This window comes from Xanthomarina spongicola (assembly GCF_003148645.1).
Classification (GTDB): Bacteria; Bacteroidota; Bacteroidia; order Flavobacteriales; family Flavobacteriaceae; genus Xanthomarina; species Xanthomarina spongicola.
In genome coordinates this window covers 276,618-295,851 of the sequence record NZ_QGGP01000001.1, presented here as the reverse complement: position 1 = coordinate 295,851, position 19,234 = coordinate 276,618, and the positions used below count along the sequence as shown (strand labels likewise).

General features: G+C 30.6%; 18 protein-coding genes and 1 tRNA gene. 6 read left to right on the top strand and 13 right to left on the bottom strand.

Annotated elements, in window-relative coordinates; genetic code table 11:
* Window positions 1–34 precede the first annotated feature (34 nt).
* The 5 genes from LX78_RS01280 to LX78_RS01260 form a co-directional block, all read right to left on the bottom strand.
* Window positions 35–550, bottom strand: a complete 516-nt coding sequence (locus LX78_RS01280) for an OmpH family outer membrane protein (protein ID WP_109680825.1) — start codon at window positions 548–550, stop codon at window positions 35–37.
* A 231-nt stretch (window positions 551–781) separates the two neighbouring features.
* Complete coding sequence (locus LX78_RS01275) at window positions 782–1,633, bottom strand: class I SAM-dependent methyltransferase (RefSeq protein WP_109680824.1); 852 nt, start codon at window positions 1,631–1,633, stop codon at window positions 782–784.
* Between the two features lie 65 nt (window positions 1,634–1,698).
* Entirely contained in the window at window positions 1,699–3,570 is a 1,872-nt protein-coding gene (gene mnmG / locus LX78_RS01270; RefSeq protein WP_109680823.1) for a tRNA uridine-5-carboxymethylaminomethyl(34) synthesis enzyme MnmG, read from the bottom strand.
* A gap of 127 nt (window positions 3,571–3,697) precedes the next feature.
* Entirely contained in the window at window positions 3,698–4,117 is a 420-nt protein-coding gene (gene ybeY, locus LX78_RS01265) for an rRNA maturation RNase YbeY (protein WP_109680822.1), read from the bottom strand.
* Complete coding sequence (locus LX78_RS01260; RefSeq protein WP_109680821.1) at window positions 4,110–7,529, bottom strand: DUF4175 family protein; 3,420 nt, start codon at window positions 7,527–7,529, stop codon at window positions 4,110–4,112. Before LX78_RS01260 ends, ybeY begins: the two co-directional genes overlap by 8 nt.
* Before the next feature lie 109 nt (window positions 7,530–7,638).
* On the opposite strand from LX78_RS01260, the gene LX78_RS01255 reads away from it, so the two are divergent.
* Window positions 7,639–8,679, top strand: coding sequence for an alkane 1-monooxygenase (locus tag LX78_RS01255; protein ID WP_109680820.1), 1,041 nt, complete (start codon window positions 7,639–7,641; stop codon window positions 8,677–8,679).
* Between the two features lie 99 nt (window positions 8,680–8,778).
* A complete protein-coding gene (gene gltX / locus LX78_RS01250; RefSeq protein ID WP_109680819.1) occupies window positions 8,779–10,293 on the top strand; it encodes a glutamate--tRNA ligase in 1,515 nt (504 codons plus the stop codon).
* Between the two features lie 46 nt (window positions 10,294–10,339).
* On the opposite strand, the gene LX78_RS01245 is transcribed toward gltX, so the two are convergent.
* Window positions 10,340–11,023, bottom strand: coding sequence for a hypothetical protein (locus tag LX78_RS01245; protein WP_109680818.1), 684 nt, complete (start codon window positions 11,021–11,023; stop codon window positions 10,340–10,342).
* A 76-nt stretch (window positions 11,024–11,099) separates the two neighbouring features.
* On the opposite strand from LX78_RS01245, the gene LX78_RS01240 reads away from it, so the two are divergent.
* Window positions 11,100–12,023, top strand: a complete 924-nt coding sequence (locus LX78_RS01240; RefSeq protein WP_109680817.1) for an SPFH domain-containing protein — start codon at window positions 11,100–11,102, stop codon at window positions 12,021–12,023.
* Window positions 12,024–12,075: 52 nt separating this feature from the next.
* Here the strand turns inward: LX78_RS01240 and LX78_RS01235 are convergent, their stop codons facing one another.
* The 4 genes from LX78_RS01235 to LX78_RS01220 form a co-directional block, all read right to left on the bottom strand.
* On the bottom strand, window positions 12,076–12,270 hold the full coding sequence (locus LX78_RS01235) for a hypothetical protein (RefSeq protein WP_109680816.1): 195 nt from the start codon (window positions 12,268–12,270) through the stop codon (window positions 12,076–12,078).
* Window positions 12,271–12,361: 91 nt separating this feature from the next.
* Complete coding sequence (locus LX78_RS01230) at window positions 12,362–13,519, bottom strand: peptidogalycan biosysnthesis protein (RefSeq protein ID WP_109680815.1); 1,158 nt, start codon at window positions 13,517–13,519, stop codon at window positions 12,362–12,364.
* A 65-nt stretch (window positions 13,520–13,584) separates the two neighbouring features.
* Window positions 13,585–14,067: a DUF1761 domain-containing protein gene (locus LX78_RS01225; RefSeq protein ID WP_109680814.1), complete on the bottom strand. Its 483-nt coding sequence runs from the start codon at window positions 14,065–14,067 to the stop codon at window positions 13,585–13,587.
* A 100-nt stretch (window positions 14,068–14,167) separates the two neighbouring features.
* Window positions 14,168–16,177: a glutamine--tRNA ligase/YqeY domain fusion protein gene (locus tag LX78_RS01220; RefSeq protein ID WP_109680813.1), complete on the bottom strand. Its 2,010-nt coding sequence runs from the start codon at window positions 16,175–16,177 to the stop codon at window positions 14,168–14,170.
* 99 nt (window positions 16,178–16,276) lie between these two features.
* Here LX78_RS01220 and LX78_RS01215 point away from each other — a divergent pair, with 99 nt between their 5' ends.
* The 3 genes from LX78_RS01215 to LX78_RS01205 all read left to right on the top strand — a co-directional run bounded on the left by LX78_RS01215 (window position 16,277) and on the right by LX78_RS01205 (window position 17,038).
* Complete coding sequence (locus LX78_RS01215) at window positions 16,277–16,486, top strand: zinc ribbon domain-containing protein (RefSeq protein ID WP_109680812.1); 210 nt, start codon at window positions 16,277–16,279, stop codon at window positions 16,484–16,486.
* Window positions 16,487–16,554: 68 nt separating this feature from the next.
* The gene (gene folB, locus LX78_RS01210; RefSeq protein WP_109680811.1) at window positions 16,555–16,917 is read left to right on the top strand and encodes a dihydroneopterin aldolase; all 363 of its coding nucleotides are present in this window, start codon (window positions 16,555–16,557) and stop codon (window positions 16,915–16,917) included.
* Window positions 16,918–16,967: 50 nt separating this feature from the next.
* Window positions 16,968–17,038: transfer RNA gene (locus tag LX78_RS01205), tRNA-Cys, on the top strand.
* Window positions 17,039–17,427: 389 nt separating this feature from the next.
* Here LX78_RS01205 and LX78_RS01200 read toward each other — a convergent pair.
* The 3 genes from LX78_RS01200 to LX78_RS01190 are packed head-to-tail and all read right to left on the bottom strand — an operon-like array spanning window position 17,428 to window position 19,221.
* A complete protein-coding gene (locus LX78_RS01200) occupies window positions 17,428–17,778 on the bottom strand; it encodes a ribose-5-phosphate isomerase (protein WP_109680810.1) in 351 nt (116 codons plus the stop codon).
* Window positions 17,779–17,822: 44 nt separating this feature from the next.
* On the bottom strand, window positions 17,823–18,506 hold the full coding sequence (locus tag LX78_RS01195) for a LysE family translocator (RefSeq protein ID WP_109680809.1): 684 nt from the start codon (window positions 18,504–18,506) through the stop codon (window positions 17,823–17,825).
* A 40-nt stretch (window positions 18,507–18,546) separates the two neighbouring features.
* The gene (locus LX78_RS01190) at window positions 18,547–19,221 is read right to left on the bottom strand and encodes a head GIN domain-containing protein (protein ID WP_109680808.1); all 675 of its coding nucleotides are present in this window, start codon (window positions 19,219–19,221) and stop codon (window positions 18,547–18,549) included.
* Window positions 19,222–19,234 lie beyond the last annotated feature (13 nt).

The window sequence follows — 19,234 nt, the reverse complement described above, 5'->3', positions numbered from 1 at the left end:
TTTCGTTTGGCGTTTTCTAAATTAATTTTAGAATTTAGTCTTTTTTATACTCGGCATTTAATGCATCAAGTATTATTTGAGTCACTTCGTTTTCTTCAGCTCCATACATAACAGATCCACCTTCATTACTTCCAAAAATATAAGAGTAACCATTTGTTTTTCCATAATCTGAAACAAAGTTCTTTACTTTAGAAATTAAAGAGTCTATTTCAACTTGACTTTCTTGTTGGATTTGTTGCTCTTCAAATTGAATACGTTGTTGTAGCATTTGTTGTTTCTGACTTAATACTTGGTATTCTTTTTGCGCTTGAGCATCTGGTAAACTTTGTGCTTTTAATTGGAATTCTTGAGCTTCCATTTGAAACGCTTTACTTGTGCTATCCGTTCTTTTTTGAAATGCTTCAATCTTAGCTTTATATTTAGCTTCAATATCTAATTTCTCTTGATAATTATTGATTACTTCTGAATTATCAATAAATCCTGTTTTAAGTGATTGCTCACATGAAACTAAAGTTGCAATTGCTAATACAACTATAAATATGTTTTTCATTTTTTGTTATTTTATTTTTTATGGCGCAAATGTAAAAAAGTAAACTTGATAGTTTTTAAAAATTACACATAATTTACACTATAAGGTAAATTTATTAATGCTTAATTAAGCTATAGTTAATCTTTATTAGATATTGCTTTGTTTTAAGCCATTTAAGATACTTTTAAAAAAAATAGTAACAAGTAATCGTTTGAGGTTAAAATCTGCTTGCACGAAGTTTAAAATTAAGTATTACTTGTTTTTTATAACATAAATTAAAGAAGAATACTCTCCAGAGCGTTTAGCTTTTAAATTTGATAGCAATCCAACACGAAACGCATTAAAAATATTTAAGGATCCTTTTTTATATTTTTCTGAAAGCATACTAACATAAAAAGAGTCAAAAGTCATAGGAAGTGTTTTTGTAACTTTCATTTCTTTCTTAGAAACTAATTTTGAAATGGATTGTTGCGAAAAATGCCAAAGGTGTCTTGGCACATCAAAAGCTGCCCAAAAGTTTTTGTAATACAAAGCATCAAAACTTTTAAAATTAGGAACAGCAATAATTAATGTTCCATTAGCTTTTAATAACTGTTTAAAAACTGATAAATGGTTATCTAAATTTGGCAAATGTTCTAACACATGCCAAAGTGTAATTACATCGAAACTATTAGGCTTAAATTTTAATAATTGATCGATTTCAAATACAGAATTATTTGTTTTAGAATTTGCAATTTTTCTTGCATCTGGATTTGGCTCAATTCCTGAAACGTTCCAATTATTATTTAATGCAATTTTTAAAAAATCTCCAGTGCCACAACCAACATCTAAAAGATTTTTTTCTGTTGAATTGAACGAATTAATTAAGTTTAATTTCCGTTTTAATGAAATAGATCTAACTAGATGATATACTTTTTCAAAGAGGTTTCTTTTAGAATCTGTATGCGAAATATAATCTTCGGTTTTATAATAATCTGGTAACTTATCCTCTTTTGGTTGAGGAAAAGTTTCTAACATATCTAATTCCAAATTATGTAAAAGTTGAAATTCTTCTCCAGAAACAGAGTAATCTTTTACTTCTAAATACACATTCTTTTTACTCATAAATTAAGGTTTCTGCTCTTCAGAAATTAAATGTTCCACGTGAAACATTTATAAATAATTTGCATCTATCTTCCCATATAAACTAAAAGCACAGACACATCGCTAGGAGAAACACCACTAATTCTTGATGCTTGAGAAATAGTTACAGGTTGTATTTTGTTTAGTTTTTCTCTTGCTTCTAAACTCATAGATTTAAGCTTAGAATAATCGAAATTTTTAGGGATTTTAATATTTTCTAATCTATTTAATTTATCAGCATTATTCTTTTCCTTTTCAATATAACCAGAATATTTTATTTGAATTTCTGCTTGTTCTATTACTTCGTTATCTAGATTATTTTCTTGAATATAGGTCTCAACCGAAGCTACTTTTCGCATATCGTCTATGGTGATATTTGGACGAGAAAAAATCTTTTGCATCTTATCAGATTGCTTCATTAAAGCTGAGTCTTTAGATTCTAAAATAGGATTTATCTCTTCATGTTTCACACTAGTGTCTGCAAAAAACATAACAAATGCTTCAGCCTTATTCTGTTTTTCCTCCATGCGTTTTAACCTCTTTTCTGATGCTAAACCTAGCTCAAATGCTTTTGGAGTTAATCTAAAATCTGCATTATCCTGACGCAATAAAGTTCTGTATTCTGCTCGAGAAGTAAACATACGATAAGGCTCTTCTGTTCCTTTAGTAATTAAATCGTCAATTAAAACACCAATATATGCTTCGCTTCTACTTAAAATAAATGCCTCTCTTTCTTGAATTTTTAAAGCTGCATTTATTCCTGCCATCAGCCCTTGCGATGCTGCTTCTTCATAACCTGTGGTTCCATTAATCTGACCAGCAAAATACAAACCTTCAATTAGCTTAGTCTCTAAAGTATGCTGTAATTGTGTTGGTGGAAAATAATCGTATTCAATAGCATAACCTGGTCTAAAAAACTTCACGTTTTTAAATCCTGCTACAGAACTTAAAGCTTTAAATTGAACATCTTCAGGTAAAGAAGTCGAGAAACCATTGATATACATTTCAACCGTATTCCATCCCTCTGGTTCAATAAATAACTGATGCCTATCTTTGTCTGCAAATCGATTTATTTTATCTTCAATCGATGGGCAATATCTAGGTCCTAGACTTTTTATTCTTCCGTTAAACATTGGTGATCTTTCAAATCCTTCACGAAGTAAATCGTGAACTTCCGGACTTGTATAACTCATAAAACAAGAACGTTGTTTTGTAAGAGGTTTAGTAATATCTAAATAAGAAAACTTTTCAGGATTTTCATCTCCTGGTTGTTCAATCATTTTTGAATAATCTAAAGATCTTCCATCAACCCTTGGAGGTGTTCCTGTTTTCATTCTACCAGATTCAAAACCGAAACTTACCAATTGTTCTGTAATTCCAGTAGCCGCCTTTTCACCTGCTCTTCCTCCACCAAAATTTTTATCTCCAATATGTATTAATCCATTTAGAAAAGTGCCATTTGTTAACACAACAGACTTGGCTTTTATTTCTAATCCAAGAGATGTTTTAACTCCTTTTACAATATTATTCTCCACAATAAGACCAGAAACCATTTCTTGATAAAAATCTAAATTTGGTGTGTTTTCTAACATTAAGCGCCAATCTTCAGCAAAACGCATACGATCACTTTGAACTCTAGGACTCCACATAGCAGGTCCTTTAGATTTATTTAGCATTTTAAACTGAATAGCAGATGTATCGCTTACAATTCCACTATAACCACCAAGTGCATCAATCTCACGAACAATTTGGCCTTTAGCAATTCCTCCCATAGCAGGATTACAAGACATTTGTGCAATGTTTTGTAAATTCATGGTAACAAGTAATGTTTTGCTTCCCATATTGGCAGCAGCTGCAGCAGCTTCGCTTCCTGCATGTCCTCCACCAACTACTATAACGTCATACTCTGTTTGAAACATGATAATTTCTTTATTCTTTAATATTAAAAATTACTTTCATCTTTTCTGAAATAATACAGAATTAAAAATTGTTCCACGTGAAACAATTTCAGTTAAAATAATTTTAAGTTTGCAAATATACGCTGATTTACTGAATATTAGCTAGCAACTGTAGATAATGATTTTCTTTGCTTCGCATGATAGTCGCGTCTGCTTCTGTTTTGTCTTTGTAGCCACAATAGTGTAAAATACCATGAACCATAACTCGATGCAATTCTTCTTCGAATGTAACTTTAAAATCCAATGCGTTATCTGCTACTCTTTCAGTAGAGATAAAAACATCTCCTTGTATTATTTTTCCTACAGTATAATCGAAGCTTATTATGTCTGTTAGAGTGTCGTGATTTAAAAATTCAACATTCATTTTGTGTAAATAATCATCGTTACAAAAAACAAAATTTATTTCTCCTAACTTTTTATCTTCACTTAAAATTACTTGCTCTAGCCATTCACTTAAGTGCTCTTCGTTATCTATGTTAAAGGTGTTTTCCGAATTAAAACTAATCATTTTCCTGCTTAAAATATTCTTGTACTTTTTTATTATAAACTGGTTGCAAAGGTAAACTTTGTCTGTTTAAAATTTCATTGGTATTAAAATATTCTTTAGCAGTTGGAATTTGATTATTTGTATTGTTATCAAACTGTTTTTTATTGCTTTCAGATTTTCTTTTTGTATCCATACCTTGCTGAAAGGTTGCATTTTCTAGTTTTAATAATTGATGTTGTAAATTCATCATTTTTTCTAAAGTACGCTGTGTAAAACCTTTATTCAATAAATCCATTTCAACATCTTCCATTTGCTTTAATAAATTATTTGCATTTGGATTAATACCTTCTTTTGCCAACTTGTCTTTTAAAGCTTGTCTAATTTGTTGTTGTCTTTGGTAAATTTGAAATAATTCGCCATGCATTTCTTCAGACATAGAACCTTCACCTTCACCTTGTTGTTTTCCTTCTTTCCCTTCTTTTCCAGATTCACCCTCTTTACCATCCTTACCTTCCTTTCCAGACTCTCCTTCTTCACCTTCTTTTTCACCTTCTTTACCTTCTTCTCCATCTTTTGGCTTTCCTTCTTGACTTTTCTTCATGCCATCTTGCATTTGCTTGTTAAGCTCCTCTTGGCTCATAATAATATCTGGAAGTCCTTGTTCTGGCTGTCCTTGGCCTTGACCTTGACCACTAGCCTGCATTTGCATAGAATTCATTATGTTACTTAAAAAATCGGCTAAATTATTAGCAGCAGTAATCGTATACTGTTGATTAGAAACACCTTGAAATATTCTATTTTCAGAAAATTGGTCTAAAGATTTATCTATATTATAAAACACTTCAGAAATTTCCTTATTTACAAATTCTGATAGCTTAGGTTGCCTTAACGATAACGCGAATAAACTGTCGTCAATATGAGAAAAGTGCTCTTTTAATGTGTATTGCTTTCTAAGATATGTAGCATATTTATTATGATTAACTTCAATAACTTTAAACTGATTCATTAAGGCTTCTTGGTCTAATGAAAAGACAATTAAGTTGTCTAATATCTGACGAAGCATCTCAATATCTTCCTGCATTTGTTCTCCTCCTCCCATCATTTGCATGCTAGCCTGCATTTTCTCACTCATGTTTTTCATTTTCTGACCAGCTTGCTTTTGCTTTTTAGAAGCATTCTTTTGGTTTTCCTGAGCATCTTGTTCTTGATTCTGCTCTTCGTTTTCTTCTTTTTTCTCTAATTCATCTGACGCTGCTTCTTGATCTTTTTTAATGTCTTCTTTTTGCTTTTCATCGTCAGGTATCTTCATTGGTTGCTTCAAGTCATCATTTTCTTTTTGAAGGTCTTCCATTTCTTTTTTAAAGTCGTCAAATTCTTTATTTAATTCATCCTGCTTTTCTTTTGTGTTGTTTTCTTTTGTTTCGTTAGAAAGCTCTAATTGTTTTTCAGCTAAGTCTTCTAATTCCTTCTGAAGTTTTTCTAGTTTTTTTGCTACATAATACCTCTTAGTTAACTCTAGTAATTGCTCTAAACTTCGTTTCTGATTTTTGTTTTGCTTGGCTAATTTTTCTAGCTTTTCTGTTAACTCTTCCTTATTTATCTTTTCTTGAAGTTTTTCTAATTCTTCAAGTAGCTTTTCGTCTTTTTTTAATTGCTCTTCATTGTCTTTTAAGCGTTCTTTTAAATCTTCTTTAAAAGTGTCTTCCTTTTCATTTTCTTTTTGAAAATCCTCTAAGTTTTCTTGCAATTTCTTATTGAAGTTTTTCATCATTTCCTCTTGTTGTTCTTGACGTTTAAGGAAATTTTCTAACTGACGTTTATCATTAAAATTAAGTTCAGATTTTTCTTTTTGGGTTTTAGATAAAGACTCTAATTCTTTTTGTCTTTCTTCAAGCTTCTCCATAGATTTATCTAAATCCTGAATGGTTTCGTTTTGTTGTTCTAATTGCTTTTCCTCTTCTTCTTCTTTAGTAAGTTTTCTATAAGAGTAAACATTACTTTTAGTGCTTTTAAATCTATTTAAGGCATCATTATCAAACACTTGAAAGTATAAATTATAACTTATTCCTTCTTTTAGTTGTAACTGATTTGGAAATGCGCTTATAAATTCTGCAATATTTGAAGAGGTAATTGAAATTGGTTCTATTAGTTTATCTGCTTCATTTTCTGCAGGATAATATACTAATTGAAGTTTACTCAAACCATAATCATCGCTCGCTTGACCATGAAAATAAAGGGATTGCTGATCTAAACTATCAACAGCCATTTTTATATTAAGTTCTGGATATTCGTCTTTTATTACTTCTATTTGAAATGCTAATGTTTCGTAATTATTTATGTTTTTATTGCTTGTGCTTAAACTATAGATTGTTTGATTAAAGATTTGTTTTGTTATTTCAAAATTATCTGAATCTGTTTTAGTTAATAGCGTTGTATCTTTTGAAATCCATTGTACTTGATTGGTCGCTTTTGTTTGTAATTTCCAGGTAATGTTTGTTCCATGTGGAACAACTGCGTTTCCAGTGCTTTTTAAAACCTCATCTGTTTTTTTAATATATGATGGATAGTCTAAAACCATATCAAAGCCAAGCAAACTCGGTACTTCGGTTACTAGAAGTTCGTATGGCTTAGAGATAACATTATTAGCAGAAAGTTGAAACTCTACATTCTGTTTAGGTTTTGAAAAAACATATTCGAAATTCCCTGAGTTTACTTGTTGTAATAAATAAGATTCGTTATTAAAAGTAATTTTTACATTTTCGGGAACAACTTCTCCAACTGTAGAAACCATTAATTTAAAATCTTTATTTTCAATTACATTTAAATCTTCATTTATAACAAAAAATTGAAAAGGTGCTGGTGGCTCGTAGGCTGTCTTGTAATTTACAACACGATTATAACTGTCGCTAAACCAATTAATATGCCCTGTTACAAAAGTTAGAAGCAGAATAATAACAGGAATGGCTGCGTATTTTAAATACTTTAAATTCGATTTAAAATTGACTGCTAGTTTAAAGGGAATAGGCTGTAATTCGGTAGATTTTTGCTCGATACTTGCCAGTAATAATTCCGATTCGGCTGAATCGTCTTTAAGCTGAAGCATATTAAGAAGCTTGTCGTTAACTTCAGGGAAATGGTTTCCAATAATTTTTGATGCTTCTTTAAAATCAATCCCTTTTTGGAGTTTAAATAACTTCGCCAATGGTATAGCAATAAATTTATAAAACAACGCCAACTCCACACCAATAAATACCCAAAACAAAATGGTTCTGGCTGTTGGATTTAACCACAATACATATTCCACAAAAAGTGTGAATAAAAGATACAAAAATCCAATAGCAAAAAAGAGAATAGCTCCTTTAAGCAATTCATTTGCATAAAATCGCTTAATAAATTGCTCTAATTTTAATTGTATGTCTGCAAATTTTGTCATGTAAATTATATGCATGTTGTCTTAACCAATAAAACTACAATATTATTTTTACTCTGAATTGTTTAGATTTGGTAAAACTTAGTTAATTTTCAGTGAAAGATTCCATTTTATGAAAGATTTGAAATATTTAGCTGCTTTATCTATTCCAATTATGGCATTTATTGGTGTCTATTTTAAAGGCTCTTTTGTGTTTTTAACTCCAGTTTATGCGTTTATAATCTTACCTACACTTGATTTGTTATTTCCGATGGATACTTCTAATCCAACTCCAGAAGAAGTTACCACAAAACTTAAAAACAAACTGTTCGATTGGTTATTGTACTTAAATCTTCCAGTAGTTTATGGGTTGGTTTTGTTTGCTTTAATAACAGTTTCTACAATTCATTTAGAATTGTTTGAATTTATTGGATTGATTTTTTCCGTTGGTATTGTTTTAGCCGTTAACGGAATCAATGTCGCTCATGAACTTGGCCACAGACAAACAACAAACGAACGCTTTTTAGGCAAAGCTTTACTGCTTCCATCATTTTATATGCACTTTTATATAGAGCATAATTTTGGTCATCACTTACATGCAGCAACTCCTGAAGATCCAGCTACAGCAAAATACAATCAAACAGTTTATTCTTTTTGGTTTACTTCCACATTTAGACAATATTTTAATTCTTGGAAGATTCAGAAAATGCTTTTAAAAAATAATAAGAAACCCTTCTTTTCTGTTAAAAACGACATGCTTTGGTATGGCATTTTTCAACTAAGTTATCTCATACTTATTTTTGTCTTTTTTGGAACAATCGGATTCTTATTTGCTCTTGCTTCTGGAATTGTTGGTTTTATTTTGTTAGAAACTGTTAATTATATTGAACATTATGGTTTATTGCGTTTAAAATTACCTTCAGGAAGATACGAACGTGTTCGTGAAATACATTCTTGGAATTCCAATCATGCTATAGGACGTATCGTACTTTATGAACTGACAAGACATAGCGATCATCATTATAAATCGTCTAAAAAATATCAAATTTTGGACAGTTATGAAGATAGCCCTCAAATGCCATATGGCTATCCAGCTTCAATGGTTATCTCGCTCTTTCCTCCTTTGTGGTTTAATATAATGAATAAGCGTGTTCCACGTGAAATGATTTCTTGACTTGTTTTCAGTTCTGGTTTGCCTTTTGAGAAACTTTAAACTTTAAACTTTGAACTTAAAACTTCAAAAATCTATCTTTGCAACTTCAAACGAAACAAAATGTCAAAACAAGTTAGAGTGCGTTTTGCACCAAGTCCAACAGGACCTTTACATATTGGAGGTGTTAGAACAGCCCTTTTCAACTACCTTTTTGCTAAAAAACACAACGGAACTTTTATCCTAAGAATTGAAGATACAGATCAAAATAGATATGTTGAAGGTGCTGAAAATTACATAGTAGAATCTTTAAATTGGTGTGGAATTTCTTTTGATGAAGGTCCAGGGAAAAATGAAAAATTTGGCCCTTACAGACAAAGCGAGCGTAAGCATATATATAAAGAATATGCTGATAAACTTATTGCTTCTGGAAATGCTTATTATGCTTTTGATACTTCTGAAGCTTTAGATTTTCATAGAAAAGATCATGAAGAAAAAGGTAAAACCTTTATCTATAATTGGCATAACCGTTTGAAGTTAGATAATTCTTTATCACTTTCAGCTGAGGAAACTCAAGAAAAACTTGATGCTGGCGAAGATTATGTGATTCGTTTTAAATCACCTCAAGACGAAACCTTGCATTTAACAGATATTATTCGTGGAAATATTACGATTGATACCAATGTATTAGACGATAAAGTTTTGTTTAAAAGCGATGGCATGCCAACATATCATTTAGCAAATATTGTGGACGACCATTTAATGGAAATCTCACATGTTATTCGTGGTGAAGAATGGTTGCCTTCTTTAGCTTTACATTATCAATTATATAAAGCATTTGGCTGGAAAGCTCCTGAATTTGCGCATTTACCACTTATATTAAAACCTACAGGTAAAGGAAAATTAAGCAAACGTGATGGCGATAAATTAGGTTTTCCTGTATTTCCATTAGCATATAAAGACCATAAAACAGACGAAGTGTCTCGTGGTTATAGAGAAGATGGTTATTTTCCTGAAGCTGTTGTAAACTTTTTAGCCTTTTTGGGATGGAATCCAGGAACTGAACAAGAAATTTTTAGCTTGGAGGAATTGATTCAAGCTTTCGATTTAAGTCGTGTTAACAAAGCTGGAGCACGTTTTGATCCAGATAAAATAAAATGGTTTAACCATCATTATATGCAAGAGCAAGACAACGTTGACCTTGCAGAACAATTTAAATCGCTTTTTACAGAATTAAAAGATATTGATGTTAACTACATTGCTATGGCTATCAATCTCATAAAAGAACGAGCTACTTTTGTAACCGATTTTTGGGATTTAGGTCATTTTTTCTTCGAAACACCTTCAGATTTAGATGAAAAAGCTGTTAAAAAAGCCTGGAAAGAAGATTCTTCAGAATTAATGAAAGAACTCATATCAGTTATTTCTAATGTTGAAGATTATTCTGTAGAAAGCCTTCAAACAGCGATTAAGGGCTGGATTGCTTCAAAAGAAATAGGTTTTGGAAAAGTCATGATGCCTTTGCGTTTAGCATTGGTTGGTGCCTTACAAGGACCAGATGTTTTCGATATTATGTATTTAATTGGGAAAAATGAAAGTATACGACGTATTGAGAATTTGATTCATACGTTATCATAAAAAAAAGCGACCTAATGGTCGCTTTTTTTCTCATATCTTTATTCTATTAAAACGTAATCATAGCTGTAAAAGCAAACATCGATTGGTTTCCTTTAATCTTTTTATCGTTTCCAGTGAGGTCTAAATTACTATCGTTTAATTTATTTAACATATTAGTAAACCCATAAATATATTGAGCTTTTAATCTAAAAAAAGCATATCCAGCCGAAACTCCTATAGCTCCATCCACATTAAAATTAGTAATGTCTTTAATGTCTTTAGCTAATAAGTTATCGTAAGAGTTAATAATATAATTCTCGTACGCTTTGTCTTTCATTTCCATGTCTCCGTTATATTGAATCATAGGTCCAACATCAATGGTTAAAAAGCTTTGTATCAATTTAACATGCATCAATAAAGCAATTTGAGCCGTAAATATTTTATAATCTACAAACTCTTCACTTAAACTAATTGGAAGTGGTCTTGCAGCTATGCCAACATGGTTTTCAGATAATTGAATGGTGTAACTTACATTGTACCATTTATGAGGAATATCAACCGTTGCTGAAGCTCCAGCTTGCCATCCATTGTCTTTCTTTGTGGTAAAATTGTCTGTAATAATATCATATTGTGTAATACCTCCATAGATTCCAAAACCGTTTTGAATTCTATATGTTTTATGTTGTCCAAACGAAACTGTAACAAAACCAATACATATTGCTACTAATAATATAAGTTGTCTTTTTTGCATAATTGTTTTTATGAGATTGTGACAAATATAACTTAAATTAGTAGTCAATTATTTTACAACCTTAAAAAATCCTATTATGTCCATTCTATCTATCCCTATTATAATCCTTTGTTTGTTTATTTTTATCTCTTTGTTTTTTATAGTAAAACAACAAACAGCAGTTATTGTAGAACGTTTTGGAAAATTTCAAAGCATTCGTCAATCTGGCTTACAATTAAAAATTCCTTTAGTTGATAGAATAGCTGGAAGATTGAGTTTAAAAATCCAACAATTAGATGTTATCATTGAAACAAAAACCTTAGATGATGTATTTGTTAGATTAAAAGTATCTGTGCAATATAAAGTTATTAAAGAAAAGGTATATGATGCTTTTTACAAGCTAGATTATCCACACGAACAAATAACCAGTTATGTATTTGATGTGGTTCGAGCTGAAGTTCCAAAAATGAAATTAGACGATGTATTTGTTAAAAAAGATGATATTGCTTTAGCCGTAAAAGCTGAACTAAACGATGCCATGTCTGATTATGGTTTCGATATTATAAAAACGCTTGTTACAGACATAGATCCAGATGCTCAGGTAAAACAAGCCATGAACCGAATTAACGCATCAGAACGTGAAAAAATTGCTGCGCAATTTGAAGGTGATGCTGCCAGAATATTAATTGTTGAAAAAGCAAAAGCTGAAGCTGAAAGTAAACGTTTACAAGGACAAGGAATTGCAGACCAACGACGTGAAATTGCTAGAGGTCTGGAAGAGTCTGTTGACGTCCTGAATCGTGTAGGAATTAATAGTCAAGAAGCATCTGCATTAATTGTGGTAACGCAACATTACGATACCTTACAAGCTATTGGAAGTGAAACAAACACGAATTTAATTTTATTACCAAATTCTCCTCAAGCTGGAAGCAATATGTTAAACGATATGGTTGCAAGTTTTACAGCAAGTAATCAAATTGGGGAAGCCATGAAGAATACCAATAAGAAAAAAGAAGACTAGTTTAATATTACAAACAATACAAAAAACCTCCAATTATAAAAGTTGGAGGTTTTTAATTTTTATTTTCTCTTTTAGCTATTAAATCTTTTAAAAGTGCTAAATATTTTTCCAACTCTACAGTAGATATGTTTGGGTTTTCTATATTAGGAATAGTAATCGGGTTTTCGTCTAAATATTTATAACTAACTGGATACTTCTTCTTAATATAAAGTAATAACTCTGATATTTCTGCTAGTAACTCTTTCACGTTTTTTATATTATTCTTATACTATAAGAACTTAAAAGATAGTGAAAATAGCTAATCTTTCAAAATTATAAGATTTTGAAAATGATGTATTTTAAAATTTAAATGGGTGTCGTTCTTCCCAGTTTTGTTTTGGGTTCATTAGTTTAAAAATATATTTTAATAGCGTATTCATAACCCAATTAGTATGTTTCATATAAATAAACATTTTTTTAGGATGTGCGCCAACCGAACTTTTAATCGCCATAGCTGTTCTTGCATAAACAATTGAAGAAAAATTGTTTTCAATACCAAAAGAAGCCATATCGTAAAGCATGTTAAGATATAACTGATTTGTATATTGATGTTCTTTGTGGTAACCTAAAAAATAGGTTTCTAATTCTGTCTTATTTAAAATTAAACTGTAAAAGCCAATCAGCTTATTATCTAAATAGTAAGCAAAAACTTTAAAATTCTCATCCAGATGTTTTTTATAGCTGTAAAAATGATTCTCTGGTAGTATAAACGTATTAATTTTTGCATTATCTGAAACGTTTTTATAAAGCTTGTGAAGCAATGGGGAATTTTCTTTGATGTCTTCTAAATCTAATTCTCTCTTTTCAATATTTTTAGCTTTTTTTCTGGCTGATTTAAATCTGTCTCGATACTTTTTATTTAAATCGGCTAAATAATCATCAAAATGGTTCCAATGGGTTTTAACTTCCATAATCATGTTGGGCTGAACAGTCACCTTATGAATTTGATTCTCACTAAATAAATCAAATTCTTGATGTACAGCATCATCGAAAAAAAAGTCTTTCAACATTATCATTCGAATTCGCTTTTTATCTTTAATTTTTATCTCTTTTTTAAGTTGAAGGATTGCTTGATAGATTTGAAATAAAAACTCTTTTTGTGAAATACTTTCAATATTAAAATACAAACCATGTTGTCCAGTATGAGTCAAATTACCAGCAACAAGCAAGTTTCCTTTTAAGAGTTTTGAAACCCCGTTTTTAAAATTTTCAACAAAAAAAGAATCTGTTTCATTTCTAAACATATCTTTTAAATATAATTCCACACGCTGAATAATAGCAATACCAACAAGAGTTTCGTCTTTAAAAACTCCAACATAATTCATAGATATATTTTTTGGAGAGGCCTGTTCTAAAGATTTAAAATAAGCCGTTTGTAGAAAAATATCTTCTATAACAAAACCATCCCATTCAAGAGGTAATTGCTTAGAAGAATTAAAGATTTTAAAGTTTATCAAAGTGAAAAATGAAAAAGACTGAAATAAAATCTTTCAGTCTTTAAATAAGTTAAATCATTACAAAATTAGACCCAGCCACAAACAATGCCACCCATAATTGCGAGTGTAACAATCCAATAGCCTGAATTAATAAAAATGTATTTTGCGCTTTTACGCTCAAATAGTGCGTTAGTTCCAATTATTGGTAGAGCAATAAATAAACCTGCAATTGTTCCATGTAACGCTCCATGTTTAAAAGTTCTAAAAGCAGTACCATAATCAGCCATAAAAGCGTTATAAGATGGAAGAGCTGTAGCTGGATCTCCTCCAATCATTCCTAAAGCACCAGTTTGATGAATAGTTAAAAATTGTAGCGAGAATGCTAAAAGAATTGCAAAAAATAAAGCTAAACCAAAAATTTTAGCCATATTTCCACCTTTAATTTTTTCTTCACTCATGCCTGCAGCTTGCATCCATGCGTTTCCAAACACTTTTGGGTTATACCAAATAAACCCAACAACTAAAGCTGAAATTGCAGCAGCAATAATTGCTAAAAAATTAATTTCCATAATTTGAGATTGTTAGTTAGTTTGCTAAAGATACTTAAAATAAACAAAAAAGCCTCAAAATCAATATCTTCAAGGCTTTAATTTGTTTTATATTTTACTTTTAAATCGCTTTAGCTTCAGCTACTAAAAGCTCATTTTTATCGTCTAAAGCTTTCTCAATAAACTCAACAACAGCAGAGTTTTTCTCTTGCCCATTTTTAATTAGAACACTTAAAGCTAACATAGCAGCAATACGTGTTCCAACCTTTTTAACGGCTGTATTAAACAAAGGCTCTAATTCTTCGTAACTAACTTTATTAGCAAGTTCTAATATTTCAGCTTTTACTTTTTGCTGTTTTGCTTCAGGTAGATTGGTGTATTTTTTTCCTAATTGCTGAATAACATCAATAGCTTTTCTCTGTGGAATATTTTGTTTTGGTTGCTGTTGGTTTTGATTCTTATTTTGGGCTGGTTGTTGCTTTGCCCAAGAATCTTTTAACCCAACTGTTTTATTGAAAATAAGTTTTTCTGATGTCGTATCATTATCTACATTAAAATAACCCAAACGTTGGAATTGGAACCTGTCTCCTACTTTGGCATCTGCTAAACTAGGTTCTACATAAGCCTCAACTATTTTTAAGGATTCAGGATTTATAAAGTCCATAAAATCTTTGTCTGGATGTGCATCTGGAGCTTCGTCTAAAAACAATCGATCATACTCTCTAACTTCAGCTTTTATAGCATGAGAAATAGAGACCCAATGCAAAGTACCTTTTACTTTTATGGAAGTATCTTCAGTATATGTACAATGAATTTCTGTAATATGTCCTTGATTATCTTTAACAACGCTTTCGCCTTTAATGATATATGCATTTTTTAAACGCACTTGTTTTCCTAGAGTTAGTCTAAAATATTTATTGCCAGCTTGTTCCTTAAAGTCGTCTTTTTCAATATAAATTTCACGAGAAAAAGGCACTTTTCTAAATCCAGCAGATTCATCTTCTTGATTATTTTCAGCTTCCAGCCATTCTACTTTGTTTTCAGGATAATTGGTGATTACTACCTTAACTGGATCTAAAACAGCCATCACTCTTGGAGCTGTTTTGTTTAAATCTTCGCGAATACAAAATTCTAATAATGCTACATCTATCACATTATCACGCTTTGCAACACCTACGGTTTCTACAAATTTTCTAATGGAATTTGGCGTATAACCTCGACGACGAAGTCCTGAAATAGTAGGCATTCTAGGATCGTCCCAACCTGATACAATCTTCTCCTCTACCAATTTAAGCAACTTACGTTTACTCATAATGGTATAACTTAAGTTTAAACGTGCAAACTCACGTTGTTTTGGAAGCATTGGAAGCGCTTCTGGTTGATATTTATATACTTGGTCCTTGAACCAGTCATAAAGCTCTCTGTGAGGCTTAAATTCAAGCGAACAAAGAGAATGAGAAATCTGTTCTATATAATCGCTTTCGCCATGTGTCCAGTCGTACATAGGATAAATACACCAATCGGTTCCAGTTCTATGATGCGCTTTCTTTAAAATTCTATACATCAAAGGATCACGCATCAACATGTTTGGATGTTGCATGTCTATTTTTGCACGAAGCACGTGAGTCCCTTCATTGAATTCGCCATCCTTCATACGTTGAAATAAATCTAAATTTTCTTCAATACTTCGGTTTCTATATGGACCATCAATTCCTGGTTGTGTAGGTGTTCCTTTTTGTTCAGCCATAGCTTCACTAGATTGCGAATCTACATAGGCTTTACCTTCTTTGATTAACAGAACTGCCCAATCGTATAACTGCTGAAAATAATCTGAAGAATACAGCTCATTAGCCCATTTATAGCCTAACCAAGAAATATCTTCTTTAATAGCATCTACATATTCCTGCTCTTCTTTTGCTGGATTGGTATCGTCGAAACGAAGGTTTACAGGAGCGTTATATTTTTCACCTAAACCAAAACTAATACCAATAGCTTTCGTGTGACCAATGTGTAAATACCCATTTGGTTCTGGTGGAAAACGAAAACGTAAGGCTTCTTTTTTTAAGCCATTAGCTAAATCTTCTTCTATAATATGCTCAATAAAATTGAGTGATTTTGATTCTTCAGACATAAATATTCTCTATTCGAAATATGAAGCACAAAATTAGGTAATTTTAGACTAATTGTAACATCTGAATGGTTTTTCATACCTATAATTAAAACTTAAATCATGCAACATAGAAATTACGAGTGTCCAAAATGCCATAATCGTACTTACGAAATGGATCAAATGCAAGCAACAGGAGGTCTTTTTACAAAACTTTTTAACATACAAAACAAAAAATTTACTTCTGTAACCTGTACAAAATGCACTTATACAGAATTTTTTAAAGCAAAAACAAGCAGCATAACTAATATTTTTGACTTTTTTACAAATTAATAACTTCTATATATTAATTTCTTTTAGAATTTATTTCGAAGTGACGTTCTGAATAGTATTTTTGTGATATGGGAATAATAAAAGTTGAAAATATACGCATTTTTGCACATCATGGCTGTTTAAAAGAGGAAACAGCAATTGGTAGTGATTATCGCGTAGATTTAGAAGTAAAAGCAAATTTACAAACTTCAGCAAAATCTGATAGCTTAAGTGATACAGTAGATTATGTTTTTTTAAATAAAATTGTAAGAGAAGAAATGCAAATTCCTTCTTATCTACTTGAAACAGTTGCTAAGCGTATTTTAGGAAGAATATTTATTGAAGATGGACATATTACCAAAGCCACTGTTAAAGTTAGTAAACTAAACCCTCCTATTGGTGGTGATGTTGAAATGGTTACAATAAAAATGACAGAAAAGCGTAAAAAGTAAGTTCTGAATAGTGTAAAAACTTTATTTTTTTTACATTTGCTGTCTTATTAGGTGTCGTGGCCGAGTGGCTAGGCAGTGGTCTGCAACACCATCTACAGCGGTTCGAATCCGCTCGACACCTCAAAAACCTTTAAACATTGTTTGGAGGTTTTTTTTATTTTAAATTTTTAAGAAAAATTAATTAAAATTTGCACACCATCTACAGCTTGTAAGAATGTTTATTAAAACGACACCTCAAGAAACCTTCAAATTAAGTTGGAGGTTTTTTTATATCTAATTTTTATAAAAATTTATTTAAAGTTAATACACCATCTAAAGCGTGTAAAATATTTTTCACTCGACACCTCAAGAAAGAGTTACTTAACAGTAGCTCTTTTTTTTATGCTAATTTTTAAAAAAATTAATTGAAGTTTATACACCAGCTATAGCGTTTAATAATATTTAAAATCGACACCAAAAAAACCTTCAAGATAAACTTAAAGGTTTTTTATTATAAGTTTTTAAGATAAATCAGTTGTACCAAACAGCGTAACGTTGTCTTCTTAATTCTAAAGCTAATTGTTCTTCCATTTTAAGGGCTTCTGCTCTGGAGCTCATTGGATCTATGTGATTGTAGAGGCTTGGTCTTAAATAGGAACCATATTTTTCAACAATATTCGAGGAAAGTTTGTATCCTTTTTTGTTTCTATATCCAGTTTTATGTTGTTCAAATCTTTCTTTTGGTGTTTTACTTGTAATGCCAACATATAAACATTCTAAAACACCATTAAATTGCGGATTGGCTTCTCTAAATTTTCGGTTTTCTGTAAAAACACGTTTAGATAGTTCTACAACATAAATATGATATTGGACTTTTGGCATTTTATAAAGTAAATAAAAGCTTAACTAATGTATGATAATACTATTTACTTTTTAATAGGATTAATTTGTTCTAGCTTATCTTTAATTAGTTCTTTCTCTTCAGGAAAAAATCCTTGTACTAGTAATAAAATACCAAATCCTAAAATAACTAATGAGACTATTTTTTTAGTTTTAAAAATACGTCTAGGAGTTAATTTGCTTTTAAGGGTTTTTGCAGCTATAATTTTAAGTAAATCTACTAAAAAATAAACTGCTAATATGGTTCCTAGAAATACCCAAAGTTCTTGATTAGTTTCTGTTAAAGAATTACCTATAACTATAAAACCTAGCCAGCCTAAAAGCACACCAACGTTAATAAAATTAAGTAGAAATCCTTTAATAAATAGTTTTCCAAATTTCTTTTTTATTTCGACAGTATGATATTCTCTAACAATATCTCGAAAAGATTTTGAGGTTTTTATAAAAGAAATAAACCCATACACAGCTAGTAGAACACCTCCAAAAATAAGAAAATTTGGGTCGTCTTTTATTTTATCTAAAAGTTTAGTAGTACTATAAAATGCAACAACTATAAAGAATATGTCTGCTATAATAACACCAAAATCGAATATTAAAGCACTTTTTAAACCTTTTGTTGCACTAGTTTCTAATAGCACAAAAAAAACAGGTCCAATAGTGAACGATAATAGTATACCGAAGGGAATTGCTTTAAGAATAGCATCTTGCATACATATGGTGTTTACACAAATTTAGGAAATCTCTATGGATTTAATCCATACGTTTTATATTTCCTCCCATAACTTTACTTTCATCTACAGATTTAGGGTTTCCATAAATATACACATTACCACCAGCTGTTACTTTAGCAGTTACTAAACCACTTGCATGTATACGTGCTTCGCCAGCAGCTGTAACAGTAACATCTGTTGTTTCCGTTTTAAGTTCTTTACCATTATAAACACCACCAGTTTTTATAGATATATTCTGGTTTTTTGAAACTCCAGAAGCTTTTATATTCCCTCCTGATATGGATTTAACATTAGTATATGATACATCTAAACTAACCTCAATAGTTCCACCTTCTTGAGCATTTAAATTTATTTCGAATTGTTTAATTGTATCATTAGAAGAAATAGACGCTCCTTCGTTAACATCTAAAATATCTACTCCAGTATAATGTAAAGTAACTGTTGTATCATCTCCATTATAAAGTGCATCAATACTCATCTTTATTTTTAAAACACCATTTTTATTAACAAAAACCACTTTATCTGTGTTTTTACCAGAAATAATAATTTTGTCTTCGTTTGATGGTACTAAATTAACATCTATTAAATCGTAAACTTTAAGTTCTTTAAATTTACCTACTGTTGTAGTAATTGGACTTTGTGCAAAAAATACAGTTGATACTAATATTAATGCAATTGTTACTATATTTTTCATGTGGATTAATTTT

What these genes read in the sequence shown, in the direction of transcription:
- LX78_RS01195 (WP_109680809.1), bottom strand. Translation starts at nt 18,506, where the DNA reads ATGCAAGATGCTATTCTTAAAGCAATTCCCTTCGGTATACTATTATCG.
- LX78_RS01220 (WP_109680813.1), bottom strand. Translation starts at nt 16,177, where the DNA reads ATGTCTGAAGAATCAAAATCACTCAATTTTATTGAGCATATTATAGAA.
- LX78_RS01190 (WP_109680808.1), bottom strand. Translation starts at nt 19,221, where the DNA reads ATGAAAAATATAGTAACAATTGCATTAATATTAGTATCAACTGTATTT.
- LX78_RS01200 (WP_109680810.1), bottom strand. Translation starts at nt 17,778, where the DNA reads ATGCCAAAAGTCCAATATCATATTTATGTTGTAGAACTATCTAAACGT.
- LX78_RS01240 (WP_109680817.1), top strand. Translation starts at nt 11,100, where the DNA reads ATGTCCATTCTATCTATCCCTATTATAATCCTTTGTTTGTTTATTTTT.
- LX78_RS01215 (WP_109680812.1), top strand. Translation starts at nt 16,277, where the DNA reads ATGCAACATAGAAATTACGAGTGTCCAAAATGCCATAATCGTACTTAC.
- LX78_RS01245 (WP_109680818.1), bottom strand. Translation starts at nt 11,023, where the DNA reads ATGCAAAAAAGACAACTTATATTATTAGTAGCAATATGTATTGGTTTT.
- gltX (WP_109680819.1), top strand. Translation starts at nt 8,779, where the DNA reads ATGTCAAAACAAGTTAGAGTGCGTTTTGCACCAAGTCCAACAGGACCT.
- ybeY (WP_109680822.1), bottom strand. Translation starts at nt 4,117, where the DNA reads ATGATTAGTTTTAATTCGGAAAACACCTTTAACATAGATAACGAAGAG.
- folB (WP_109680811.1), top strand. Translation starts at nt 16,555, where the DNA reads ATGGGAATAATAAAAGTTGAAAATATACGCATTTTTGCACATCATGGC.
- LX78_RS01275 (WP_109680824.1), bottom strand. Translation starts at nt 1,633, where the DNA reads ATGAGTAAAAAGAATGTGTATTTAGAAGTAAAAGATTACTCTGTTTCT.
- mnmG (WP_109680823.1), bottom strand. Translation starts at nt 3,570, where the DNA reads ATGTTTCAAACAGAGTATGACGTTATAGTAGTTGGTGGAGGACATGCA.
- LX78_RS01260 (WP_109680821.1), bottom strand. Translation starts at nt 7,529, where the DNA reads ATGACAAAATTTGCAGACATACAATTAAAATTAGAGCAATTTATTAAG.
- LX78_RS01255 (WP_109680820.1), top strand. Translation starts at nt 7,639, where the DNA reads ATGAAAGATTTGAAATATTTAGCTGCTTTATCTATTCCAATTATGGCA.
- LX78_RS01280 (WP_109680825.1), bottom strand. Translation starts at nt 550, where the DNA reads ATGAAAAACATATTTATAGTTGTATTAGCAATTGCAACTTTAGTTTCA.
- LX78_RS01225 (WP_109680814.1), bottom strand. Translation starts at nt 14,067, where the DNA reads ATGGAAATTAATTTTTTAGCAATTATTGCTGCTGCAATTTCAGCTTTA.